Source organism: Streptomyces sp. NPDC055506 (assembly GCF_053643595.1).
In genome coordinates this window covers 23,055-46,844 of sequence record NZ_JBSHKH010000021.1, presented here as the reverse complement: position 1 = coordinate 46,844, position 23,790 = coordinate 23,055, and the positions used below count along the sequence as shown (strand labels likewise).

Below are 23,790 nucleotides of genomic sequence, written 5' to 3'. Positions count from 1 at the left end.
GCCGTTATGACGTCCGGCGCAGTGCGCGCAGACCACGCAACCCGATGGCCCCGACGGCCGTCCCCAATACGAAGGAAACGACGGCGAGCAGCAGGTGCACCCAGAAGTACGCCGTGGGACGACCGTCGTCGAAGGCGAGCCCACTGCTGTCCTTGACAAGGTTTTTGACGAAAGTGATCCAGATGACCCAGCTCCACACCCCGAAGGCGAGCAGGAACCAGGAGACGGGGCGGCTGAGCTTCATGAGTCCAGTATCGCCAGAGCGTGTCCTGTTCCGTTCCCGGGGTGGGGCGGGAGGCGGGACTTCCCTGCGTACGGCATGTACGTTTCCGACCGTGCCCGCACCGAAGAAGACCGCCAGGCGATCCCTGCTGGTCACCGCCGCCGTCCTGTCGTCCCTCGCCCTGGCCGCGCCCGCCGCCGTCGCGGCCCCGAAGCCCTCGGACAGCCCGTCGGGCAGCCCCTCGGCCACTCCCCCGGCCTCGATGTCGTCCCTGGGCGGCGCCCGGCTCGGGCGGCCGGGGACGCAGGTGAACCTGGCGAGCGGTGTGCCGGTGCTGCCGAAGGACCTGAGCGCCCGCTCCTGGATCGTCTCCGACGCCGAGACCGGTGATGTGCTCGCCGCGCACAACGCGCACTGGCGGCTGGCCCCGGCTAGCACGCTGAAGATGCTGTTCGCGGACACGCTGCTGCCGAAGTTCCCGAGCACGGCCAAGCACAAGGTCGTGCCCTCCGACCTGGCGGGCATCGGGGCGGGGTCCAGCATGGTCGGGATAAAGGAGGAGGAGACGTACTCCGTCCACGACCTGTGGCTCGGCGTCTTCCTGCAGTCCGGCAACGACGCGGTGCATGTGCTGTCCGCGATGAACAAGGGCGTCGAGAACACCGTCAAGGAGATGAACGAGCACGCCGAGGAGCTCCAGGCCCTCGACACGCACGTCGTCAGCCCGGACGGCTACGACGCCGAGGGGCAGGTGTCGTCGGCCTACGACCTGACGCTGATCGCCCGTTCGGGGCTTCAGAAGAAGGACTTCCGGGAGTACAGCTCGACGGTCTCAGCGAAGTTCCCCGGCGAGACGAAGAAGGACAAGAAGGGGAAGTCCGTCCGCAAGTCCTTCGAGATCCGCAACACCAACCGGCTGCTGAGCGGCGATGCGGACGTGCCTGTCTACGAGGGCATCGCGGGCGTGAAGAACGGCAACACCACCAACGCGGGTGCCACGTTCACCGGCGTCGCCGAGCGGAACGGCAAGGTGCTGTTGGTCACGGTGATGAACCCGGAGAAGGACGAGCACAACGAGGTCTACAAGGAGACCGCGCGGCTGTTCGACTGGGGGTTCAAGGCGGCCGGGAAGGTGCAGCCGGTGGGTGAGCTGGTGCCGCCGAAGAGCGCCGCGGGGGGCGGTGACCGGCCCGGCGCGAACCCCTCCGGCGAGGCCGGCGGCTCCGGCGACGCCGGGACCGGTTCGAAGCCGGTGGCCAGCGCCTCGGCCGCGGACGGCTCCAGCGGCATCGGAACGGCACTCGGCATCACCGGCGGGGTCCTGGTCCTGCTCGCGGCCGGCGCCTTCCTGATCAACCGCCGCTGGCCCCTGCGCCGGGCCCGCTCGGGCGACGACGACTGACGCCCAGCAGCCACCACCCCACCCGGGCATCACCGGGGCCGTTCGGGCGGCACCTCCCAGCCCAACCGCCGCCCGCCACCACCCGACCCGGCACACCGCGGGGGCTGCTCGGGCGACGACGGCTCACGCCCAGCAGCCACCACCCGCTCGGGCATCACCGCAACGCCACCGGCCCCCGCCGCGGGCGGCACCTCCAGACCAACCACCGCCCGCCACCACCCGACCTGGCACACCGCCAGGCCCACTCGAGCGACGACGGCCGACGCCCAGGAGCCGGCAGCCCGCTCGGGCATCACCGCACGACAACTGGCCGGACAGCACCTCCCCGGCCAACCGCCGCCCGCCACTACCGGAAGCCCGGGCTACGACAGCTCGCCCCCGGAAGCCGAGGCCCCGCCCGGGCATCACCGCACGACAACCGCCGCCGGCCACCACCCGACCCGGTGCGCCGCCCGACCGAGCCCGGCCCGGCCCGGCGACGGCTCACCCCAGGAGTCGGCGCCACCGCAGCGCTGTCGGTGCCCGCCCGGTCAACCGCCCCCTGCCACCGCCGGGTCCGCTGCCCCGTCGGGGCCGTCCGGGCGGTCGGGGGCGGTGGTCGGGAGTTCGTCCTGTTTGCTCTGTGTTGCCGTCCAGGCGGCGCAGAACAGGACCAGCTTCGAGGTGAAGTTGATCCAGAGCAACAGTGCGACGGGGACGCCGAACGCGCCGTACATGCTCTTCGCGGCCACGCCCTGGAGGTAGCCGCTGAGCAGGAGCTTCAGGAGTTCGAAGCCGACCGCTCCGGTCAGCGCGGCCACGAACAGGCGGTGGCGCGTCGGCTCGACGCCGGGCAGCAGCGTCAGGACGTAGAGCAGGAGCAGGAAGTCGGCGAGGACGGCGACCAGGAACGCGGCGATCCGCAGCAGGACCCCGCCCCAGCCGCCCTCGTCGATGCCCAGCTGCCGGATGATCCAGCCGACCATCGCGGAGGCGACGGCGGAGGCGGCGAGGGTGACGAGGATCGCGCCGCCGAGGCCGATTAGGACACCCGCGTCCTTGGCGTAGCGCAGGACCGGGTTCTCCTCCTCCTCGGGCAGCTCCCACACCGCGCGCAGACACTCGCGCATGGAGCCCGCCCAGCTGATGCCGGTGAAGAGCAGCAGCGCGCCCGCGATGAGACCGATGGCGCCGGCGTTGTCCACCAGCCCTGAGATGTCCAGCTGGTCGGAGATGCCGGGAACCTGCTCGGCGATCTTGTCCTGCAGCTTCTCCTGCTGGCCCTCGCCGAGCGTGGCGGCGGCGATCGCGGCGGCCACGGTCAGCAGCGGGAACAGCGCGACGAAGCTGGTGAAGGTCATCGCGGCGGCCAGCCGCGTCCACGCCACGCGGTCCAGCCGCTCGTACGACCGCCACGCGTGCGTGATCATCAGCCGGGTCGCCCACGGCCCGACGACCGGAAGCTTTTTCAGCCAGTCCATGATCCGCTTCTGCCCTCCGCCCGGAACACCCATGTACGGGTACCCCAGAACCGCAGAATCGTGGCCAGGGCCATACCGACGACCGCGCCCGAGACGGTGTCCGCGCGCTGGGAGGTGAGCCCGAGGCCGTAGTGGCTGACGGCGAGGCAGAGCAACTGGACGGCGGCACCGGCGAGGTTCACCGCACAGAAGACGGCGTACGGCCGCCAGCCCCGGCCCCGCGTGGTCCGGTAGGGGCCGAGGGCGTTGCCCGCGTAGGCCACCGAGCAGGCGGCCACGAAGGACAGGGCCTTGGCGGTGAGCGGGTCGAGTCCGGCGGGGCCTCGCAGCCAGCTGAACAGGGCCAGGTCGACGGCGTAGGCGAGGAGACCGACGGCGGCGAAGCCGGCCAGTTCACGACGGCACGGGCGAGCCGGTCGGGCCCGCCACGCGCGCGTGGTCACCAATTGGCCACCGCCAGGCCGTACATCGCCATCCACACCAGGCCGATGAGGGCGAGCGCACGGTCGCGCAGGACGACGTCCTCGGGTTCGCCGGCCGTACCGCGGTCGGCGAAGACGGCGTATCTGAGGACGGCGAGGACGAAGGCGACCATGGACAGCTGCCGCCACGGCAGCACGCTGGTGTGCGGGACACCGCCCTCCTCCATGGCCCACAGGCAGTAGCCGAGGACGGCGGCCCCGGCCGCGAGCTGCCAGACGAAGCGGAGGTAGTCGCTGGTGTACTCGGTGAGCAACGCGCGCGTGGCGCCCGCCTTTCCGGCCATCTGCACGGCTTCGGAGTAGCGCTTGGCCGACACCATGAACAGCGCCCCGAAGCCGGTGGTGATCAGGAACCAGCGCGACAGCGGGATGCCGAGGGCGAGTCCGCCGATCATCGCCCGCATCAGGAAGCCGGTCGTGACGACGGCGAGGTCGACGACGAGGACGTGCTTGAGGCTGACGCAGTAGGCCAGTTGCATGCCGAGGTAGGCGACCAGCAGGGCGGCGACGGCCGGGGGGCACAGCCGGGCAGCGGCGGCGGGCGCGAGGACGGCGAGGACGCCGCCGACGGCGTAGGCGACGGGTACGGGAACCTGCCCGGCGGCGACCGGCCGGTGCCGCTTGGTGGGGTGGGCACGGTCGGCTTCGGCGTCGCGGGCGTCGTTGACGAGGTAGACGGCGGCGGCGCAGGCGGTGAAGAGGACGAAGACGAGGGCGAGTTGTACCAGGGCGTGCCGGGAGAAGAGCTCGCCCGCGGCCGCGGGGGCGGCGACCACGAGGACGTTCTTGATCCACTGCCGGGGGCGAGCGGTCCTGAGGAGACCGGCCAGGAGACCGCCCTTGCGGGGCGGCGCGGGCCGCTGCTCGCCGGCGCGCTGCCGCAGGACGGCCGTCTCGGCCATGGCGGGCGCCTCAGTCATGGCGGGCGCCCCCCTTCACCCAGCGGGCGCCGAGCCGGGCCGTGAGCGCGCCGAGGGCGGCGCCGGCCGCGACGTCCGAGGGGTAGTGGACCCCGGCCACCAGCCGTGAGACGCACACGGCGGCGGCGAGGGGCGGTACCGCGCGCGCTCCCAGGGCGCCGAAGGCGACGGCGGCGGCCGCGGCGGAGGCGGCGTGCGAGCTGGGGAAGGAGTGCCGGCCGGCGGTGCGCACGAGGGGCTCGACATGCGCGGGGCGCGGTCGGCGCACGACTCGTTTCACGCCCATGCTGACGAGATGCGCCCCGGCGGTCAGTGCCGTGCCGCGCAGCCAGGCCCCGCGCCGCCCGCCGTCCACGGCGGCTCCGGCGAGCCCCGCCGCCAGCCACAGCGCCGCGTGCTCCCCCGCCCAGGACAGGGCCCGCGCGGCGCCCGCCACACGCGGGTCGGTGCCGCACGCCCTGAGCGCCGAAACGATCCGGTGGTCCATGTCGTGCAGGTCGTCGAGGTCGTCCATGTGGACTCACTGTTCACGCCCCCGCGGCCCGAACTCCGGCAATATTGAGCGACATCCCATTAATCACCCATTTCGGGGAGGGATGCCATGTTCACTAACTAATCGCTCATAAGAGGGCGATACGGTCACGGTCATGTCTGCCGACACCGATTCCGCTCCGGACGTCATGGGCCTGGACCACACCACCGTCACCGGCTGGGGCCGCACCGCTCCCACGGCGGGCCGGCTGATCCGCCCGAGGACGTACGAGGAGGCCGCGGCGGCCGTCCGGGAGTGCGGGGCCCGGGGCGGGATCCCCCGGGGCCTGGGACGGGCGTACGGGGACGCGGCGCAGAACGCGGGCGGGGCCGTGCTCGACATGACGGGCCTGGACCGCGTTCACGCGATCGACGCCGCCGGCGGGACCGTGCTGTGCGACGCGGGCGTCTCCCTGCACCGGCTGATGCAGGTGCTGCTGCCGCTCGGCTGGTTCGTGCCGGTCACCCCCGGCACGCGCTACGTCACCGTCGGCGGGGCGATCGGCGCCGACATCCACGGCAAGAACCACCATGTCTCGGGCTCGTTCGCGCGGCATGTGCTGTCCTTCGAACTGCTCACCGCCGACGGCGAGATCCGCACGGTGATCCCCGGCACGCCCCTGTTCGACGCCACCGCGGGCGGCATGGGACTGACCGGCGTGATCCTCACCGCGACGATCCGCCTCCAGCCGGTCGAGACCTCGCTGATGTCGGTCGACACCGAACGGGCGGCGGACCTCGACGACCTGATGGCCCGGCTGACGGCCACCGACCACCGCTACCGCTACTCGGTCGCCTGGATCGACCTGCTGGCCCGCGGCGCCGCCACCGGCCGGGCGGTCCTCACCCGCGGCGACCACGCGCCCCTGGACGCGCTGCCCGCCCGGCTGCGCACGGACCCGCTGGCCTTCCGCACCGCCCGCCTCCCGGCCGCCCCGGCCGTCGTCCCCGAGGGCCTGCTCAGCCGGACCACCGTGGGCCTCTTCAACGAGCTCTGGTACCGCAAGTCCCCGCGCGCACGAGTCGGCCGGCTCCAGCGGATCTCGGCCTTCTTCCACCCCCTGGACGGCGTGCCCCACTGGAACCGCGTCTACGGCCGCGGCGGCTTCGTCCAGTACCAGTTCGTCGTCGGGCACGGCCGGGAGGACGCGCTGCGCGGGGTCGTCCGCCGTATCGCTGAGCGCCGCTGCCCGTCCTTCCTGGCCGTCCTCAAGCGCTTCGGGGAGTGCGACCCGGGCTGGCTGTCGTTCCCCGTGCCGGGCTGGACGCTGGCGCTGGACATCCCGGCGGGGCTGCCCGGCCTCGGCGCGTTCCTCGACGAACTCGACGAGGAGGTCGCCGCCGCGGACGGGCGCGTCTACCTCGCCAAGGACGCCCGGCTGCGCCCGGACCTGCTCGCGGCCATGTACCCGCGCCTCGACGACTTCCGCGCACTGCGCGCCGAACTGGACCCGCACGGGGTGTTCGTGTCCGACCTGGCCCGCCGCCTCCACCTCTAGGCACCTAGGAGCTCCCATGAAGGACGCCTTCGGTCTCCCCCAGTCCCTGCTCGTCCTCGGCGGTACGTCGGAGATCGCCCTGGCGACCGCCCGCCGGCTGATCGCCCGCCGCACCCGCACGGTCTGGCTGGCGGGCCGCCCCTCGGCCGCCCTGGAGGAGGCCGCCGGGCGGCTGCGCGGGCTCGGGGCCGATGTGCACACCATCGCCTTCGACGCGCTCGACCCCGGCTCCCACGAGGGCGTGCTCGGCAAGGTGTTCGCCGAGGGCGACATCGACATGGTGCTGCTCGCCTTCGGCCTGCTCGGCGACCAGGCCCGTGACGAGCGGGAGCCGGAGGCGGCCGTGCGGGTCGCGCAGACCAACTACACCGGCGCGGTCTCGGCGAGCCTGGTGTGCGCCCGCGCGCTCCAGTCCCAGGGGCACGGCTCCCTGGTCGTCATGTCCTCCGTGGCGGGCGAGCGGGCCCGTCGCGCGAACTTCATCTACGGCTCCAGCAAGGCCGGCCTGGACGCCTTCGCGCAGGGCCTGGGCGACGCGCTGCACGGCACGGGCGTGCACGTCATGGTCGTACGCCCCGGCTTCGTCCGTACGCGGATGACCGCCGGCCTGCCCGAGGCACCGCTGGCGACCACGCCCGAGGCGGTCGCGACGGCCGTGGAGCTGGGTCTGCGCCGCCGCTCGGAGACGGTGTGGGTACCGGGCGCGCTGCGCGTGGTGATGGCGGCACTGCGCCATCTGCCGCGCGGGGTGTTCCGGCGGCTGCCGATCTGACGCGGCCGCCGATCTGACTCCGATTCAGCGCGTGGGGACCGAGCCGCGTTCCGCGGGGCCGGCCTGGGACGGCACGACCGCGCCGCCGAAGGGGAACTCGCGGAGCTTGCGCCAGACGCCGTCGGCGCCCTGCTCGTAGAGGGCGAAGCCGGTGCAGGGCCACTCGGCCTCGTAGCCGGAGAGCTCCTCGAAGGCGCGGTCCATCGCCGCCTCGTCGATGCCGTGCGCCACCGTGACGTGCGGATGGTACGGGAACTGCAGTTCGCGCGGGACCGGCCCGGCCGGGTCGCGGACCTGCTGCTGGAGCCCCGTGCAGGCCTCCGCTCCCGAGACGACCTGGACGAACACGACCGGCGACACGGGCCGGAACGTCCCCGTGCCGGACAGCCGCATGGGGAACGGCCGGCCGGCCGCGGCGACCTCGGTCAGATGCGCCTCGACGGCCGGCAGGGCGTCCTCGTCGATCTCCGTCGGCGGCAGCAGGGTGACGTGCGTGGGGATGCCGTGAGCCGAGGCGTCGCCGAAGCCCGCGCGCAGCTGCTGGAGCTCGCTGCCGTGAGGCTCCGGGACCGCGATCGAAACACCGATCGTTACGGTCCCCACGTCGTCTCCTGTCGTTCAGTTGGCGGGTCGCTGATACGACCACCCGGTTATCGACTGTACGGCCACGGCCGGGTTACAGGCAGGCGCAACCGGAGTGATGTACAGCGCTGTCGGGTGGTACGGCTGTGCGCGGGGGCGGGTTCAGTGCTTGGCGGGCAGGAAACCGACCCTGTCGTACGCCTGGGAAAGGGTTTCCGCGGCGACCGCGCGCGCCTTCTCGGCGCCCTTGGCGAGGATCGAGTCGAGCGTCTCGGGGTCGTCCAGGTACTGCTGGGTGCGCTCCCGGAACGGCGTCACGAAATCGACCATGACCTCCGCCAGGTCCGTCTTGAGCGCGCCGTAGCCCTTGCCCTCGTACTTCGCCTCCAGCTCGGCGATGCTCTCGCCCGTGAGGGTCGAGTAGATGCCGAGGAGGTTGCTGACGCCGGGCTTCTCGGCCGCGTCGAAGCGGATGACGGTGTCGGTGTCCGTGACCGCGCTCTTGACCTTCTTCGCGGTGGCCTTCGGCTCGTCGAGGAGGTTGATCAGACCCTTCGGCGTGGACGCCGACTTGCTCATCTTGATCGTCGGGTCCTGAAGGTCGTAGATCTTCGCCGTCTCCTTCAGGATGTACGGCTTCGGCACGGTGAAGGTCGGGCCGAAACGGCCGTTGAAGCGCTCGGCGAGGTCGCGGGTGAGCTCGATGTGCTGGCGCTGGTCCTCGCCGACCGGGACCTCGTGGGCCTGGTAGAGCAGGATGTCCGCGACCTGGAGGATCGGGTACGTGAACAGGCCGACGGACGCGCGCTCGGCGCCCTGCTTGGCGGACTTGTCCTTGAACTGGGTCATCCGGCCGGCCTCGCCGAAGCCGGTGAGACAGTTCATGATCCAGGCGAGCTGGGCGTGCTCGGGGACGTGGCTCTGGACGAAGAGCGTGCAGCGGTCCGGGTCGAGACCGGCCGCGAGGAGCTGGGCCGCGGCCAGGCGCGTGTTCGCGCGCAGGTCCTTCGGGTCCTGCGGGATGGTGATCGCGTGCAGGTCGACGACCATGTAGAACGCGTCGTGGGTCTCCTGGAGGGCTACCCACTGGCGGACGGCACCGAGGTAGTTGCCGAGGTGGAACGAGCCGGCGGTGGGCTGGATACCGGAGAGCACGCGGGGACGGTCAGAGGCCATGTTTCTTATTGTCTCAGAGGGGTGTGGGTGGTTTCGGCGGGTGGGGAACCGCGGACCGTTTGTGGTTGATCGCGCAGTTCCCCGCGCCCCTTATGGGGCGTTCGTCAGCCGAGGTCGATCTCCGGGTACAGGGGGAAGCCCGCGACCAGGTCCGTCGCCCGCTGGGAGATCTCGTCGGCGATCTTCGCGTCGAGGACGTGCTGGGCCTTGGAGGGGGCGCCCGACTTGGTGGTGCCCGCTTCCGTGCCGGTGAGGACGCGGTCGATGAGGCCGGCGACCTCGTCCATCTCCGCCGTGCCCAGTCCGCGGGTGGTCAGGGCCGGGGTGCCGATGCGGATGCCGGAGGTGTACCAGGCGCCGTTCGGGTCAGCGGGGATCGCGTTGCGGTTGGTGACGATGCCCGAGTCGAGCAGGGCGGCCTCGGCCTGGCGGCCGGTGAGGCCGTAGGAGGAGGCGACGTCGATCAGGTTGAGGTGGTTGTCCGTGCCGCCCGTCACCAGCGTCGCGCCGCGCCGCATCAGGCCCTCGGCGAGGGCGCGGGAGTTGTCGACGATGCGCTGGGCGTAGTCACGGAAGGACTCCTGGCGGGCCTCCGCGAGGGCGACGGCCTTGGCGGCCATCACGTGCGGGAGCGGACCGCCGAGGACCATCGGGCAGCCGCGGTCGACCTGGTCCTTCAGGGTGTCGTCGCACAGGACCATGCCGCCGCGGGGGCCGCGCAGCGACTTGTGAGTGGTCGTCGTCACGATCTGGGCGTGCGGGACCGGGTCGAAGTCGCCGGTCAGGACCTTGCCCGCGACCAGGCCGGCGAAGTGCGCCATGTCGACCATGAGCGTGGCGCCGACTTCGTCGGCGATCTCGCGCATGATCCGGAAGTTCACCAGGCGGGGGTAGGCCGAGTAGCCCGCGACGATGATCAGCGGCTTGAACTCGCGGGCCTGGGCGCGCAGGGCCTCGTAGTCGACCAGGCCGGTGGCCGGGTCGGTGCCGTAGGAGCGCTGGTCGAACATCTTGCCGGAGATGTTCGGGCGGAAGCCGTGGGTGAGGTGGCCGCCGGCGTCCAGGGACATGCCCAGCATGCGCTGGTTGCCGAAGGCCTGGCGCAGCTCGGACCAGTCGGCCTCGGTCAGGTCGTTGATCTGGCGTACGCCGGTCTTCTCCAGGAAGGGCACCTCGACGCGGGCGCCGAGGACGGCCCAGAAGGCGACGAGGTTGGCGTCGATGCCGGAGTGCGGCTGGACGTAGGCGTGCCGGGCGCCGAATAGCTCCTTGGCGTGCTCGGCGGCCAGGGACTCGACGGTGTCGACGTTGCGGCAGCCGGCGTAGAAGCGGCGGCCGATGGTGCCCTCGGCGTACTTGTCGCTGAACCAGTTGCCCATGGTCAGGAGCGTGGCCGGGGAGGCGTAGTTCTCGGAGGCGATCAGCTTGAGCATCTCGCGCTGGTCGGCGACCTCCTGGCCGATGGCGTCCGCCACGCGGGGTTCCACGGCGCGGATGACGTCCAGCGCGGCGCGGTAGGCGGTGGAAGCGGGGGTGAGCTGCTCGGGCATGGGGGACCTCCGGACGTTGCGTTCAGCGTTCACGGTACGGCCCAGGCGCACGGCTCTTGTCGTTCGGGCCGCTCCCCGATGGTTTGTCCATCCCAGCGCGCCAGTCACGGCCCGGCGATCAGCCTACCGGTTGGGTCGGGGAAGCGTCTGCCGGGTGGGTGAGCATTGCCGGGTGCGGGTGCGTGGGGGCTGGTCGCGCAGTTCCCCGCGCCCCTGAAAAGCACGGTCACTAAAGGATCACGTGGGGCAAGAATCGGGCGTACTCGTCTGTGATCAAGCCCGAGGACTCTCTGATGCCCAGGCCCGCCGACTCGTTTTCCACCACCCAGGCGCCGAGGACCACCCTGTTGCCGTCGAAGTCGGGCAGGGGGGCAAGCTGCTGGTAGACGCAGGGTTCGTCGCGGAGGGTGGGGGCGGTGCCCGGGTCGTGGATCGTGACGCCCGCGCCCTCGCGGCCGAGGAGGGGCTTGGCCACCCAGCCCGTGGTGGACAGGTCGCGGGGGCCGTCCAGGTGGGCCGGCAGGAGGTTCGGGTGGTCCGGATACAGCTCCCAGAGGATGGCGAGCAGGGCCTTGTTGCTGAGGAGCATCTTCCAGGCCGGTTCGATCCACAGCGTGGAGCCCGTCCCGCCGCCGTTGTCGAGGGTGTCCAGGACATGGTCGGCGAAGCGGTCGGTGGTGAGCCACTCCCAGGGGTAGAGCTTGAAGGCGCTGCGGATGAAGCGGAGGCGGTTGTCGACGAAGCGGCCGGAGAGGCGGTCCCAGCCGATCTCCTCCATGGCGATCCAGTCGGTCGCCAGGCCCGCCTGCTCGGCCGTCTCCTTGAGGTAGGCGACCGTCATCATGTCCTCGCCGAGTTCGTCGGCGGAGGAGTACGCGAAGTACAGGGGGCTGCCCGGCGGGAGGAGGGCGGCCTGCTTCTTCCAGGCGTCGATGAGGCGTTCGTGGAGGGAGTTCCACTGGTCGGCGCCGGGGAAGCGCTCCTCCATCCAGAACCACTGGGGGGACGCGGCCTCGACCAGTGAGGTGGGGGTGTCGGCGTTGTACTCCAGGAGCTTGGCCGGGCCGGTCCCGTCGTAGCGGAGATCGAAACGGCCGTAGAGGGAGGGGAGTTCGGCGCGGCGGTGCCAGGACTCGGCGACCGCCCGGGCGATGCGGGGGTCGGTGATGCCCAGGTCGGCGAAACGGTCCTCGGCGACGATGTGGGCGGCCGCCGCCAAGCACATGCGGTGGAGTTCCTCGACGACCTCTTCCAGTGCCTCGATCTCCGGAAGGGTGAAGACGTAGTACGCGCTTTCGTCCCAGTAGGGGCGCAGGGAGTCGTCGGGGTAGCGGGTGAGGGGGTAGATCAGGCCCTGTTCCTCGACGGTCTGCTGCCAGCCGGGGCGGGGCTCCATGGTGCGGCGTTCCATCTGCCCGGGCCCGCTCAGCCGCCGCCGCTGCCGGAGCCCGAGCAGCCGAAGCCGCCCCGGTCGACGGCCTCGCTGCGGCTGAAGGTGCCGTTGTCGGCGTAGCCGGCGCTGATGTCGGCGTCGTAGTACCAGTCGGCGTCCGTGGTCTTGGACTTTCCGGTCTTCTTGCGGCCCTTGCCGTAGGAGGAGCCGGACGAGGAGCCGGAGTTGCAGTTCTTGTCGGCGACGATCTTGTAGCCGTTGATGTAGTCGTAGCTGTCCCGGTCCACACAGCGGCGGTCCGGGTCGGAGCCGCAGGCGGAGAGGGCCGCCGCGAGGACACCCATGCCGCCCAGCACCACCGTGCTGGAGCGCAGCCGTCGACGTGTTTCGGCCATGTTCGTCTCTCCCCCGTGTTCTTCGTGTCGTGTACGGCGCCGGGTACCGCTTCGGGTGCCTCGCCGTGTACTGCCGAGCGGTCAGCCTAGAGAGCGGTGAGAGCGGGCGTGCATGCCCCCCTGCCCGCACCCCCTCCCCCACTGTCGTTTTGTGATCTTTGGAATGGTGTGCGCCCTTGGTGCGGCCGTCTGTTTCGGTACGGCGACGGTGTTTCAGGCGATGGCCGCGCGGGCGGCCGCGGCGACCGGCCCGGCGGGGACGTGGCGCTGCTGTGGCGGGCGCTGCGGCAGTGGCGGTATCTGCTGGGACTCGCGCTGGACGGGCTCGGATTCCTGCTCCAGATCATCGCGCTGCGGTCGGTGCCGATCTATGCCGTGGGGCGGCGCTGGCCGCGAGCCTCGCGGTGACGGCCGTGGTCGCGGCTCGGCTGCTCGAGGTGCGGCTGAGCCGAGTGGAGTGGGCCGCGGTGGGGGTGGTGTGCGCCGGACTCGCGCTGCTGGGGCTCGCTGCCGGGGCGGAGGGCGACGAGTCCGGGCCGGAGTGGCTGAAGTGGGCGATGCTCGGGGCGGCGGGCGGGGTGCTGCTGCTCGGGGCGGCGGGCGGGCGGCTGCCGGAGCGGGGGCGGGCGCTCGCGCTCGGCCTGGGGGCGGGCTGCGGGTTCGGGGTGGTGGAGGTGGCGGTCCGGCTCATCGACGGGCTGTCGCCCGGGGAGCTCTTCACGAATCCGGCGGCTTACGCGCTGGTGCTCGGCGGCGGGGCCGCGTTCCTGCTGCTGATCTCGGCCCTGCAGCGCGGGTCGGTGACCACGGCGACCGCCGGTCTGGTACTCGGGGAGACGGTCGCGCCCGCGCTGATCGGCGTGATCTGGCTCGGGGACCGTACGCGGGAGGGGCTGGGCCGGCTGGCGGTGCTCGGTTTCGCGGTGGCGGTGGCCGGGGCGCTGGCGCTGTCGCGGTTCGGGGAGGCGCCGGTGGAGTCCGGGGCCGGGGCGGCGGGGGAAGCCGGGGAGGGCGCGGTGACGCCGAAGTGAGCTGGGCTTTTTCCGCGGGGGTGGCGTACCTGCCGTAAAGCTTCACGTTCCGGACAACTTCCGGGCGGCCGGAAAATTGTTTGTTGAATCTTGAACGCGCGGGAACCGCTTTCCGTACGGTACGGCGTGACCAGTAATCCCGTCACGGTCACCGTGGCCTATCGCGTGACGCCGGGCCGTGCGGCCGACTTCCACTCCTGGGGGTGGGCCATGCTGGGCGCGACCGCTCGGCAGCCGGGTTTTCTGGGGGGTGGGGTACTTGTCGACGGAGGGGCGGAGTGGCATGTCGTCTATCGCTTCGCCAGCGAGGGGTCGGCCCTGGCCTGGGAGCGATCGTCCTCCCGGACACAGTGGGACGCCCGGCTGGAGGGGGTCGCGCGGGAGGCGGAGCGCCGGAGAGTGCCGGGCGCCAGGGCCTGGTTCGAAGCGCAGACGCTGACGCCCCCGCCGCCGGCACCGCCGAAGAAATGGAAACTGTGGTTCGTGAATATGAGCGCGGTTTTCCCACCGGTGCTCCTGTTCAATCTGACGATTCTTCCTTATCTCGGTGACCTCAATGCACTGATACGCACGCTGTTGTTATGTCTGTGTGTGACCGCCCTTGTCACCTGGATTCTCATGCCGCGCCTCCAGCGTTTCTTCAGGAAATGGCTGTACCCGTCGCTCCAGGCGCTTCGTGGGCGGCACAAACGCCGGACCACGTAGGTCCGCGAACGAACAGAGGGAGGTGGGCGGGTGAAGACCCTGCTCATCGACAATTACGACTCGTACACGTACAACCTGTTCCAGCTGATCGCCGAGGTCAACGGCGAGGAGCCGGTGGTGGTACGCAACGACGCCCCGGCGGACGGGATTCCGGATCTCCGGGAGTTCGACAATCTCGTGGTGTCCCCGGGCCCCGGGCACCCGGGTGACGCGCGTGACTTCGGCATCGGGACCAGGCTGCTCGCGACCTCCCCGGTTCCCGTGCTCGGCGTGTGTCTCGGCCATCAGGGCATCGCCCTCGGGGAGCGGGGTCTGGTGGGGCCGGCGCCGGAACCGCGGCACGGGCACCTCTCCGCGGTCCGGCATGACGAACAGGATCTGTTCCGGGGCCTGCCGCAGCATTTCACCGCCGTGCGCTATCACTCGCTGGCCGTACGCGAGCCGTTGCCTCCGGCGCTCGAGGCCACGGCCTGGGCGGAGGACGGCGTCCTGATGGGGCTGCGGCACCGCAGCCGGCCGCTGTGGGGTGTGCAGTTCCACCCGGAGTCCGTCCTCACGGAGTACGGCCACCGCATGCTCGTGAACTTCCGCAACCTGACCGCAGAACGGGCCGGCAAGCTGCGCACGAAGAACACGGCGGTCCCGTCCCCCGAGACCCCGACCCGCCGCCGGGCAGTGCTACCGGAGTGCGACGCGGGCGTCCGCCGGCCGACGGGGGCTCGGGGGGCTACGGCGGGGGTCCAGGCGACGGTCGGAGCGGACTCCCGTGCTGCGGCTGTTGCCGGGGCCGGTGATCTCCCCGGAGCCAAGCTGAGCAGTCGGTCGGCGGCCGCATCCGGGACCACGGCCGGCCATCAGCCCGGGTCCGCGACGCCGCCGCGGAGCGGGGTTCCTAGGCCTGCTGCCGTCTTTCCCGTCTCGGCGATGTCCAAGGGGGCGGTGAACCCGGCTGACGGGGCTCAAGCCGCCGCAGACACCGTCCCGGTAGGCAGCGCCAAGCCGCCCGCCGCCGCCATTCCCCGCCCCCGGCGTCCCGGCCGTGTCGGTTACCGGCTGCACACCCGTCGGGTCACCGGTGCCGTCGACACCGAGGCGGCCTTCACCCGGATGTTCGCCGCGTCTCGACGGTCGTTCTGGCTGGACAGCTCACTGGTCGAGCCCGGGCGGTCGCGGTTCTCGTTCCTCGGGGGCGACAGCGGGCCGCTCGCCGAGTTCGTGCGGTACGACGTCACCACCGGGCGCTGCGAGATCGAGCGGGCCGGGCGGCCGGTGCGCAAGGTCGCGGCGAGTGTCTTCGACTATCTGAAGCGGCAGTTGACGAATCGGCGCGTGGACGCGACCGGGCTGCCCTTCGACTTCACCGGGGGCTACGTCGGCTACCTCGGCTACGAGGTGAAGGCCGACTGCGGGTCTCCCAACCGGCACCGCTCCCCGGACCCGGACGCCGCTTGGCTGTTCGCCGACCGGGTGGTCGCGGTGGACCACCAGGAGGGCTTCACCTACGCCGTGTGCCTGGCGGAGGACACCCCGCAGGCGGCCCGGGAGGCCGCCGACTGGCTGGAGAGCGCGCTGGCGGACCTGAGCTGCGTGGCGACGGAGCAGGCGCCGCTGCCCGTGTCGCCGGCCCCGGCCGACCCCGGCGCCGCCGAGCCGTGGCTGGTACGCGACCGGGCGACGTACCTCGCGGACATCGAGGCGTGCCAGCGGCAGTTGCGGGCCGGCACCAGCTACGAGGTCTGCCTCACGAACGCCGCCCGTTTACCCGCTCCGCCCGACGCGCTGGAGTTCTACCGGACGCTGCGCCGCGACAACCCGGCCCCGTACGCGGCGTTCCTGAGATTCGGGGAGCTGGAGGTGGCCGGCTCCTCGCCCGAGCGGTTTCTGAAGATCGGGCGGGACGGTACCGCCGAGGCAAGGCCCATCAAGGGAACCGCGCCCCGGGGCGAAGGACCGGAGGAGGACGACCGGCTGCGGGACGCGCTCGCGTCGGACGACAAGACCCGGGCCGAGAATCTGATGATCGTCGATCTGCTCCGCAACGACCTGGGACAGGTCTGCCGGACGGGATCGGTGCGGGTGCCGAAGCTGATGGCCACGGAGACGTACGCCACGGTGCACCAGCTCGTCTCGACCGTGGTGGGACGGCTGCGGCCGGGCACGGACGCGGTGGACTGCGTCCGGGCCTGCTTCCCCGGCGGGTCGATGACCGGCGCGCCGAAGCTGCGCACCCTGGAGATCATCGACTCGCTGGAGACCGAGGCCCGCGGCGTGTACTCCGGCGCCCTCGGCTACTTCGGGTGCGGCGGCGGCGCGGATCTCAGCATCGTCATCCGTACCGCCGTGTTCGCCGACGGCCAGCTGCATCTGGGCGCGGGCGGCGCGATCGTGCTCGGCTCCGATCCGGAGGCGGAGTACGAGGAGATGCTGCTGAAGACCGCGGCCCCGATGCGGGCCCTGCACCAGCACACCGCCGACCGGATACGGCAGCAGGCCCCGCCGGGTGACAGAGCCGGGGCGGCCGGGGAGGCCCGGCGATGACCAGTCCTCAGGTAGAGATGACCAGTCCTCAGGTCGAGCTGAAACCGGCCGAGGCCGAGGCCCCCGGGAACATGGCGGCCCAGCTCGCGGAACTCGCCGAGCGGCGCGGGTGGAACGGCCGGACCGCCTTTCACCAGGGCCACCGGGCCTGGACCCACGGGGAGGTGCACGACCTCGCGGCCCGTGCGGCCACCGTGCTCGCCGAGTACGGAGTGCGCCCCGGCGACCGTGTGCTGCTGGCGCTGCCCGACTCCCTCGCCTGGGTGACGGCCTTCCTCGCCACCGCCCGTCTCGGCGCCGTCGCGGTCCTGGTCAACCCCGAACTCCCCGCGGCCGACCATGTGTTCCTGGCCGAGGACACCGGAGCGCTGCTGTGCGTGACGGGGCCGGGCCTGGAGGAGCGGTTCGCCCGCCGGGCCTGCCTGGGAGCGGACCAGCTGATGGCACTCACCCCGGCCGCCGAGCCCGCGCCCGCCCACCAGGTCGACGCGTACGCCCCGCTGTACGTCCAGTACACCTCCGGCACCACGGGCCGCCCCAAGGGCGTCGTGCACACGCACGGCGATCCACGGACGTACCACGACATGGTCGGCCGGCGGGTGCTGCGGATCACCCCGGACGACGTCACCCTGTCGGTGTCGAAGCTGTACTTCGCCTACGGCTTGGGCAACGCCCTCGTCTTCCCGCTGTTCTCCGGTTCGTCGGCGGTGCTGGTGGACCGGCGCCCCTCCCCGGCCACCATCGACGAGCTCGTCGCCCGGCACCGGGTGACGCTGCTCTACTCGGTGCCGTCCGCGTACGCCGCGCTGGTCGCCGAGCGGGGCCACGGGCACGAGGGCTGCTTCGCCTCGGTGCGGGCCGCGGTGTCGGCCGGCGAGGGGCTGCCGGACGGGCTCGCACGGCAGCTGACCGCGCTGCTCGGGGCGCCGGTGCTGGAGCAGATCGGCTCCACCGAGGCCGGTCACGCGTTCTGCGCCAACGGCTTCGCCCACGACCACCCGGGCACCGTCGGCCGTCCCGTGCCCGGCTTCGAGGTGGAGCTGCGCGACCGTGACGGGCGCCCGGTGCCGGACGGCGAGGAGGGCGAGATGTGGGTGCGCGGGCCGACGGTCACCCCGGGCTATCTGAACCGGCCCGAGGAGACCGCGCGGACCCTGGTCGGCGGCTGGCTGGCCACCCGCGACCTGGCGTGCCGCGAACCGGACGGCTCCTACCGGCATCTGGGCCGCGCCGACGACATGGAGATGGTCGGCGGCATCACCGTCTCCCCGCTGGAGGTGGAGGCCGTACTGCGCGGCCATCCGGCGGTGCGGGAGGTTGCGGTCGCGGCGGTGCCCGACGGGCGGGGCGCGAGCCGGCTGCGGGCCTTCGTGGTGCCGGTCGCCTCCGCGCGTGACGGTCTGTCGGACGAGCTGATCGGCCTGGCGCGGGAGAGCCTCGCCGCCTTCAAGGTCCCCCGCAGCGTCAGCTTCGTCCCCTCGCTGCCTCGCACCCCGACCGGGAAGCTCCGCCGCCATCTGGTGCGCCGGGGGGCCTGGTGAACACCTCGGAAAGGAACGGCCTCATGCGACAGTCCCAGGACCGGTCCCGGCCCCTGCTCGCCGATCGCGGCTTCTATCTGGGACCGGTCTTCCGGCGTGCCGCCGACCGGCACGGGGCCGTCTTCGTCACCCTGGACCGGCCGCTGGACGTCAACCCCTCCCTCGGGGTCGACCTGAGCTACACCGTGCTCGCCGACGTGGTGGAGGAACTGTCCGGCCGGCTGTGGGAGGCCGGGGTGCGGCCCTCCGAGCAGGTCGTGGTGCACAAGGCCGACAACGTCGACATCATGCTGCTGACCTGCGCCGCCTCCAGGATCGGCGCCGTGCCCGTGCTGCTGTCGCCCGCGCTGGCCCCTCAGGTGGCCGGGCAGCTCCTCGCCCGGCTGCGCCGCCCCTGGCTGATCACCGACAGCGCCACCCTGGACGGTCTGAAGGACCTCGCCCTGTCCGGGCTCGTGCGGCGGACGCTCTGCGTGGACGACGCGCCCGGGGCCGAGCCCCTGGCGAAGTACACCGGCGCCGAGCCGCCCCCGCCGGTCCGGCTCCACCCCCGCGAACCCGCCCTGATCACCCACAGCTCGGGCACCACCGGCGTCCCGAAGCTGGCCGTGCACTGCGCGCAGACCATGTGGAACCGGCTCGTGCCGCAGCAGGCGATGGGCTGGCCCACCCGTGGCGAGCCGGCGGCGCTGCACATGTCCTTCGTGCACTCGCGCTTCTACCATCTGCTCGGCGTGCTGCTGCACTTCGGCAGCCCGCTTGTGCTGATCACCGACCCTGATCCGGCCGCGGTGGGCCCGCTGCTGGTCCGGCACCGGCCCGGCATCGTGGAGACGCACCCCAACACGTTCGTGCTGTGGGAGGAGCTGGCCGACGCCCCCGGGGCCCCGCTGTCCCGGGTCCGGTCGTACGGCTCCACGTTCGACGCGATCCACCCGCGCACCGTACGGCGGCTGCTGGGCGCCTCCCGGCGCCGTACGCCCTGGCTGATCCAGCTGTACGGGCAGAGCGAGACGGGCCCGGTGGCGTTCCAGGTGGTGACGCGGCGCGGTGCCGCCCGGGTGGACGGGCGCCGGGTCGGGATCGGGATACCCGGCTTCACCCGGGTCCGTGTCACCGACGCCGAGGGCAGGCGGGTCGCGCCCGGCACACCCGGCCGGATCGAGGCCCGCACCCGGGGCCGGATCCTCACCTACCTGGGCATGCCGGAGCGCTACGACCGTCAGCTCACCGACGGCTGGTGGGAGATGGGCGACATGGGCTACCGGAGCCGGCTGGGCGCGCTGTACCTGATCGACCGCGAGGTGGACCAGATCGACGCCGTGCACAGCAATCTCGAGGTCGAGGACGAGCTGATGTCCCGGCTGGAGGAGCTGCGCGAGGTCGTCATCGTGCCGGGCGCGGACCGCGAGCCGGTGCCGGTGGTGTGCGTGCGCGGCGAGCGGCCCCTGGACCCGGAGCGCTGGCGGAACGCCACGGCGGGGCTGCCGGCCATGGCCGAGCCGCGGCAGTGGCGCTTCGAGGATCTGCCGATGACCGCGACGTGGAAGGTCAAGCGCGTGGAGATCGCCCGGATGCTGGCCGGGACCAGGGCCGAAGGCGCCCGCGCATGACCCTGGCCGTGGTCGTGGGCGCCGGGCCCGTGGGCCTGTCGGCGGCCCTGGCCCTGCGCGGGCACGGACTGCCGGTGGTGCTGCTGGAGGCCGACCCTGAGGACCGGGAACGGCCCGGCAGCCGGGCCCTGTTCGTGCACCGGGAGACCCTGGCCCTGCTGGACGCGATGCTGCCCGGCCTCGCCGCCGAGATCACCTCGTACGGGCGGACCTGGCACACCCGGCGCACCCTCTACCGGGGGCGTGAGGTCTACGCCCGCACGTTCCCGCCGCCGTCCGGTCCGCCGCCCTTCACCAGCCTGCGCCAGACGGACACCGAACGGTTCCTGCGCGCGGCCTGCCAGGGGGCCGGGGTGGAGTTCGTGTGGGGCGCGCGGGTGGCGGGCGTGAGCGTCTCGGAGACGGAGGTGCGGCTGACGGGCGAGGACGGACGGGTGTGGACCGGCGCCTACGCCGTGGCCGCCGACGGCGCCCGCTCCGCGGTCCGGCGCGAGCTGGGAATCCCCCTGGAGGGCACGCACGGCGAGGGCTTCCACGTCGTGGTGGACGTCGCCGACGTGCCGGGCGCGGAGCTGCCGCTGGAGCGGGTCTTCCACTACGAGCATCCCGGGGTCGGCGGGCGCAGTGTGATGCGGGTGCCGTTCACCGGCGGTTTCCAGGTCGACCTGCAGTGCCGGGACGACGACGCCCAGGAGGAGTACGGCACCGAGGAGGCCGTACGGCGCTGGCTGCCCGCGATCGTCGGGGACGGCTACGGCGACCGGATCCTGTGGGTGTCGACGTACCGCTTCCTGCGCAAGGTGGCGGCCTCGTTCACCGACCCGCACGGGCGTGTGCTGCTGGCCGGGGAGGCGGCGCATCTCTTCCCGCCGTTCGGGGCACGCGGCATGAACAGCGGAATCGCGGACGCGGCGGCCGCCGCCGAGGCGATCGCCACCGGCACCGGCGAGGCGGTCGCGCACTTCGCCGAGGTGCGGCGGGCGGCGGGCCTGTTCAACAGCGCCGCCGCCGGTACGGCCCTGGACCATCTGCGGCCGCACCGCCGTACCGTCCGGGTCAGACAGCGGGCGGCGGCGGCCCTGGCGCCGGTGCTGCCGTGGTGCGGATCATGGCTGGAGCACGCGCCGTACGGGCCCCGGCACGGGGCGCCGGCCGTCGCGGGCCGCAAGTACTGAGGAGGAGCCGGTGGTGACACGCCCGGCGGTGGCCGAAGGCATGTGGACATGGACGCCCGGCCGTGGCCTGGCCCCCGCCCCGGAGCAGGAGGCCGGGGGGCGGCTGCTCGTCGCGGACTCGTGGCTGCTGCGCGAGGGCCGGGTGCGCGCCTATGCCCGGCACCGGGAGCGGTTCTCACGGTCCTGCGTCGAGTGCGGCGGGCCGGAGCCGCGCCTGCTCGTCGCGTTCTGGCAGGACGTCACGGCCGCGCTGCCGCGCACCGGTGAGTGGTTCCCGCGGGTGGAACTCGCAGCTGGCTCCCTGGAGTTGCGGCTGCTGGTGCGGCCCGCGCCGCCACTCGGCACGGAGATCCGGCTGTGGGCGGCGGGCCAGCCCGACCCGAGGACGGTGCCCCGTCGCAAGGGCCCGGACCTGGAGGCCCTGGCCCGGGTGCGCCGCCGGGCCGCCGGCGAGGGTGCCGACGAGGCGGTGCTGATCGCGCCCTCGGGCACGGTGCTGGAGTCGGCCACCGCCAGCGTGCTGTGGTGGGAGGACGACACCCTGTGCCTGCCCCCGCCCCGGCTGCCCGTCCTGCCGGGTGTGACGGCCGGGCTCGTCCAGGAGCGGGCGCTGCGGTCCGGGATCCGGATCGCGCACCGCGAGCGGACCGTGGCCGAACTGGACGGCCGCGAGGTGTGGCTGCTGAACGCGCTGCACGGGATCCGGCCCGTCACGGGCTGGACGGGGCGCCCGATGGGGGTGCCTCCGGTGGAGCGGGCCGGGGAATGGCGGACCTGGCTCGACGGTCTTATGGAGCCGCTGCCGAGCTGAATTAGCAGACCATTAGGACGCCGGGCCGAAAAAAATCGACCCGGCGTGATTTCCGCTGTTCTTTTTCAGTTCTTCGGCACCATACGAGTGGCTATCGCGATGCGGTTGTAGGCGTTGATGACGGTGGCCGCCCAGATCAATGCCGCGATCTGGTTCTCGTCGAACACCTCGGCCGCCTCGGCGTACACCTCGTCCGGGACGCGACCGTCGTGGACCAGGGTCACGGCCTCGGTCAGCGCCAGTGCGGCGCGCTCCCGCTCGGTGAAGAAGGGCGTCTCCCGCCAGGCGTTCAGGGTGTACAGGCGCTGCTCGGTCTCGCCCTGGGCGCGGGCGTCCTTGGTGTGCATGTCGAGGCAGAACGCGCAGCCGTTGATCTGCGAGGCACGGATCCTGACCAGTTCGAGCAGTTCCGGTTCGACCTTGGCGTCCTGCGCCGCGGAAACGGCGGCGGAGTGCAGGGAGCCCATTGCGGCGGAGACGTCCGGGGTGATTTTCTTCAGGGCCACACGGGATATGGAAGGGCTTTCGCTCATGGGGTGACCATATCCCCGGAACCGCATTCCCGGAGTGGAATTCGCGCGATTGTCCGAGCGTGATTATCCGGGCAGTACCGCGCACAGCGCGTCCAGCGCTCCGGACCAGGCGTGGTCCGGAGGCGTCCCGTAGCCGACGACCAGGGCGTCGGCCGGCTGGGCCTGCGCCGCGGGGTTGGTGTAACGGGCGAGTCCGTGAAGCGCGAGACCCCGCCAGTGGGCCGCCTGGACCACGGACTGCTCGGTGCCGGGCGGCAGCCGCAGCAGGACGTGCAGCCCGGCCGCGATGCCGGTGACCCGGGCCCCGGGAGCGCGGGCCGTGACGGCGGCGACCAGGGCATCCCGGCGGCGGCGGTAGCGCAGGCGAGTGGCGCGCACATGACGGTCGTATGCACCGGAGGCGAGGAACTCGGCCAGGGTCAGCTGGTCCAGCACCCCGCAGGTGTCGACGCCGCCCTTCGCCGCCGCGACCTCCTCGGCGAGGCCCGGCGGCAGCACCGCCCAGGCCAGCCGCAGCCCGGGGGCGAGGGACTTGCTGGCGGTGCCCAGATAGATCACCCGGTCGGGGTCCAGGCCCTGGAGCGCGCCCACGGGCTGACGGTCGTAGCGGAACTCTCCGTCGTAGTCGTCCTCCAGCACCAGCCCGCCGGTGCGGTGCGCCCAGTCCACGACGGCGGCGCGGCGGTCGCTGTGCAGGGGCACGCCCATGGGGAACTGGTGGGCGGGGGTGAGGAGGATCGCGCCGACGCCGGACAACTCGCCCGGATCCGTGCCCAGTTGGTCGAAGGGCAGCGGGGTGGTGGTCAGGCCGGCCGCGGCGAGGAGCCTCCAGTGCGCGTCGAGCCCGTACGACTCGACCGCGACGGTCCTTGCCCCACGTGCCCGCAGGACCGTGCCGAGCAGCTTCAGGCCGTGCGCGAACCCCGCGCACACCACGATCCGTTCGGGGTCGGCGCGTACGCCCCGGGCCCGGGAGAGGTAGCCCGCGAGCGCGGCCCGCAGCTCCGGGTGGCCCCGGGGGTCGCCGTAGTCCAGCGCGTCGTACGGGGCGGCGGTGAGGGCGCGGCGGGCGGCCTTGAGCCACTCCGCGCGCGGGAAGGACGCGAGGTCGGGGCTGCCGGGGCGCAGGTCGTAGGCCGGGCGGGTGCGGGCGCGGGGGTGGGGCGCCGTACCGGCCGGCGGTACAACCGTCCTGGTGGCGACCCGGGTCCCCGAGCCCTGCCGGGCGGTGAGCCAGCCCTCGGCGGCCAGGTCGGCGTAGGCGTCGGCGACCGTGTTGCGGGCGATGCCCAGGTCGGCGGCGAGCGCCCGGGAGGAGGGCAGCCGGGTGCCGGGGGCCAGCCGGCCGGAGCGCACCGCCTCGCGCAGGGCGTCGGTCAGCCCTCGGCGCAGGCCCGGGCCGGTCGGCTCCACATGCAGGTCGATGCCCAGAGTGGCCCATGGTTCCGCCATGGAAAT

The 23,790-nt window shown here is 72.6% G+C and carries 21 protein-coding genes, 1 pseudogene and 1 riboswitch; of the genes and pseudogenes, 10 read left to right on the top strand and 12 right to left on the bottom strand.

Features of this window, described 5'->3' with window-relative positions:
* Positions 1 to 4: 4 nt before the first annotated feature.
* Positions 5 to 244 carry an SCO4848 family membrane protein gene (locus ACWIF2_RS11140; RefSeq protein ID WP_382489590.1) on the bottom strand — a complete coding sequence of 80 codons (240 nt, stop codon included), beginning with the start codon at positions 242 to 244 and terminating at the stop codon, positions 5 to 7.
* Positions 245 to 335: 91 nt separating this feature from the next.
* On the opposite strand from ACWIF2_RS11140, the gene ACWIF2_RS11135 reads away from it, so the two are divergent.
* Positions 336 to 1,625, top strand: a complete 1,290-nt coding sequence (locus ACWIF2_RS11135) for a D-alanyl-D-alanine carboxypeptidase family protein (protein WP_454359862.1) — start codon at positions 336 to 338, stop codon at positions 1,623 to 1,625.
* A 530-nt stretch (positions 1,626 to 2,155) separates the two neighbouring features.
* Here the strand turns inward: ACWIF2_RS11135 and ACWIF2_RS11130 are convergent.
* The 4 genes from ACWIF2_RS11130 to ACWIF2_RS11115 are packed head-to-tail and all read right to left on the bottom strand — an operon-like array spanning position 2,156 to position 5,001.
* Positions 2,156 to 3,085, bottom strand: a complete 930-nt coding sequence (locus tag ACWIF2_RS11130) for a YihY/virulence factor BrkB family protein (RefSeq protein WP_454359861.1) — start codon at positions 3,083 to 3,085, stop codon at positions 2,156 to 2,158.
* Positions 3,073 to 3,528 (bottom strand): GtrA family protein, encoded by a 456-nt coding sequence (locus tag ACWIF2_RS11125; protein ID WP_454359860.1) that lies wholly within the window; start codon positions 3,526 to 3,528, stop codon positions 3,073 to 3,075. Before ACWIF2_RS11125 ends, ACWIF2_RS11130 begins: the two co-directional genes overlap by 13 nt.
* Positions 3,525 to 4,469, bottom strand: coding sequence for a decaprenyl-phosphate phosphoribosyltransferase (locus tag ACWIF2_RS11120; protein WP_454359893.1), 945 nt, complete (start codon positions 4,467 to 4,469; stop codon positions 3,525 to 3,527). Before ACWIF2_RS11120 ends, ACWIF2_RS11125 begins: the two co-directional genes overlap by 4 nt.
* Positions 4,470 to 4,479: 10 nt before the next feature.
* Positions 4,480 to 5,001: a phosphatase PAP2 family protein gene (locus tag ACWIF2_RS11115; protein WP_382489584.1), complete on the bottom strand. Its 522-nt coding sequence runs from the start codon at positions 4,999 to 5,001 to the stop codon at positions 4,480 to 4,482.
* A 133-nt stretch (positions 5,002 to 5,134) separates the two neighbouring features.
* On the opposite strand from ACWIF2_RS11115, the gene ACWIF2_RS11110 reads away from it, so the two are divergent.
* Positions 5,135 to 6,517 (top strand): FAD-binding protein, encoded by a 1,383-nt coding sequence (locus ACWIF2_RS11110; protein WP_454359859.1) that lies wholly within the window; start codon positions 5,135 to 5,137, stop codon positions 6,515 to 6,517.
* Positions 6,518 to 6,533: 16 nt separating this feature from the next.
* Positions 6,534 to 7,289 (top strand): decaprenylphospho-beta-D-erythro-pentofuranosid-2-ulose 2-reductase, encoded by a 756-nt coding sequence (locus ACWIF2_RS11105; protein ID WP_454359858.1) that lies wholly within the window; start codon positions 6,534 to 6,536, stop codon positions 7,287 to 7,289.
* 24 nt (positions 7,290 to 7,313) lie between these two features.
* Here the strand turns inward: ACWIF2_RS11105 and ACWIF2_RS11100 are convergent, their stop codons facing one another.
* The 5 genes from ACWIF2_RS11100 to ACWIF2_RS11080 all read right to left on the bottom strand — a co-directional run bounded on the left by ACWIF2_RS11100 (position 7,314) and on the right by ACWIF2_RS11080 (position 12,385).
* Positions 7,314 to 7,892 (bottom strand): 2'-5' RNA ligase family protein, encoded by a 579-nt coding sequence (locus ACWIF2_RS11100; protein WP_454359857.1) that lies wholly within the window; start codon positions 7,890 to 7,892, stop codon positions 7,314 to 7,316.
* 141 nt (positions 7,893 to 8,033) lie between these two features.
* Positions 8,034 to 9,047, bottom strand: a complete 1,014-nt coding sequence (trpS, locus tag ACWIF2_RS11095; RefSeq protein ID WP_454359856.1) for a tryptophan--tRNA ligase — start codon at positions 9,045 to 9,047, stop codon at positions 8,034 to 8,036.
* A 104-nt stretch (positions 9,048 to 9,151) separates the two neighbouring features.
* Positions 9,152 to 10,630 (bottom strand): glycine hydroxymethyltransferase, encoded by a 1,479-nt coding sequence (locus ACWIF2_RS11090; RefSeq protein WP_454359855.1) that lies wholly within the window; start codon positions 10,628 to 10,630, stop codon positions 9,152 to 9,154.
* A riboswitch (ZMP/ZTP riboswitch) is annotated at positions 10,630 to 10,715 on the bottom strand. It overlaps the preceding gene by 1 nt.
* A gap of 111 nt (positions 10,716 to 10,826) precedes the next feature.
* Complete coding sequence (locus tag ACWIF2_RS11085) at positions 10,827 to 12,008, bottom strand: glutathionylspermidine synthase family protein (RefSeq protein WP_454359854.1); 1,182 nt, start codon at positions 12,006 to 12,008, stop codon at positions 10,827 to 10,829.
* A gap of 14 nt (positions 12,009 to 12,022) precedes the next feature.
* Complete coding sequence (locus ACWIF2_RS11080; RefSeq protein WP_454359853.1) at positions 12,023 to 12,385, bottom strand: hypothetical protein; 363 nt, start codon at positions 12,383 to 12,385, stop codon at positions 12,023 to 12,025.
* 163 nt (positions 12,386 to 12,548) lie between these two features.
* Between ACWIF2_RS11080 and ACWIF2_RS11075 the strand changes: the two are divergent.
* The 7 genes and pseudogenes from ACWIF2_RS11075 (at position 12,549) to ACWIF2_RS11045 (ending at position 21,799) form a co-directional block, all read left to right on the top strand.
* Positions 12,549 to 13,416 (top strand): annotated as a pseudogene (locus ACWIF2_RS11075) (hypothetical protein).
* Between the two features lie 126 nt (positions 13,417 to 13,542).
* Positions 13,543 to 14,121: an antibiotic biosynthesis monooxygenase gene (locus ACWIF2_RS11070; protein WP_454359852.1), complete on the top strand. Its 579-nt coding sequence runs from the start codon at positions 13,543 to 13,545 to the stop codon at positions 14,119 to 14,121.
* 30 nt (positions 14,122 to 14,151) lie between these two features.
* Positions 14,152 to 16,659 carry an aminodeoxychorismate synthase component I gene (gene pabB, locus ACWIF2_RS11065; RefSeq protein WP_454359851.1) on the top strand — a complete coding sequence of 836 codons (2,508 nt, stop codon included), beginning with the start codon at positions 14,152 to 14,154 and terminating at the stop codon, positions 16,657 to 16,659.
* A 17-nt stretch (positions 16,660 to 16,676) separates the two neighbouring features.
* Entirely contained in the window at positions 16,677 to 18,200 is a 1,524-nt protein-coding gene (locus ACWIF2_RS11060) for an AMP-binding protein (RefSeq protein WP_454359892.1), read from the top strand.
* A 23-nt stretch (positions 18,201 to 18,223) separates the two neighbouring features.
* Positions 18,224 to 19,813 (top strand): class I adenylate-forming enzyme family protein, encoded by a 1,590-nt coding sequence (locus tag ACWIF2_RS11055; protein WP_454359850.1) that lies wholly within the window; start codon positions 18,224 to 18,226, stop codon positions 19,811 to 19,813.
* The gene (locus ACWIF2_RS11050) at positions 19,810 to 20,988 is read left to right on the top strand and encodes an FAD-dependent monooxygenase (RefSeq protein ID WP_454359849.1); all 1,179 of its coding nucleotides are present in this window, start codon (positions 19,810 to 19,812) and stop codon (positions 20,986 to 20,988) included. The genes ACWIF2_RS11055 and ACWIF2_RS11050 overlap by 4 nt, the downstream gene beginning before the upstream one ends.
* A 13-nt stretch (positions 20,989 to 21,001) precedes the next feature.
* The gene (locus tag ACWIF2_RS11045) at positions 21,002 to 21,799 is read left to right on the top strand and encodes an aminotransferase class IV (protein WP_454359891.1); all 798 of its coding nucleotides are present in this window, start codon (positions 21,002 to 21,004) and stop codon (positions 21,797 to 21,799) included.
* Positions 21,800 to 21,864: 65 nt separating this feature from the next.
* Here the strand turns inward: ACWIF2_RS11045 and ACWIF2_RS11040 are convergent, their stop codons facing one another.
* Positions 21,865 to 22,332: a carboxymuconolactone decarboxylase family protein gene (locus tag ACWIF2_RS11040; protein ID WP_193481623.1), complete on the bottom strand. Its 468-nt coding sequence runs from the start codon at positions 22,330 to 22,332 to the stop codon at positions 21,865 to 21,867.
* A gap of 63 nt (positions 22,333 to 22,395) precedes the next feature.
* Positions 22,396 to 23,784, bottom strand: coding sequence for a MocR-like pyridoxine biosynthesis transcription factor PdxR (gene pdxR, locus ACWIF2_RS11035; RefSeq protein WP_454359848.1), 1,389 nt, complete (start codon positions 23,782 to 23,784; stop codon positions 22,396 to 22,398).
* Between the last annotated feature and the right edge of the window lie 6 nt (positions 23,785 to 23,790).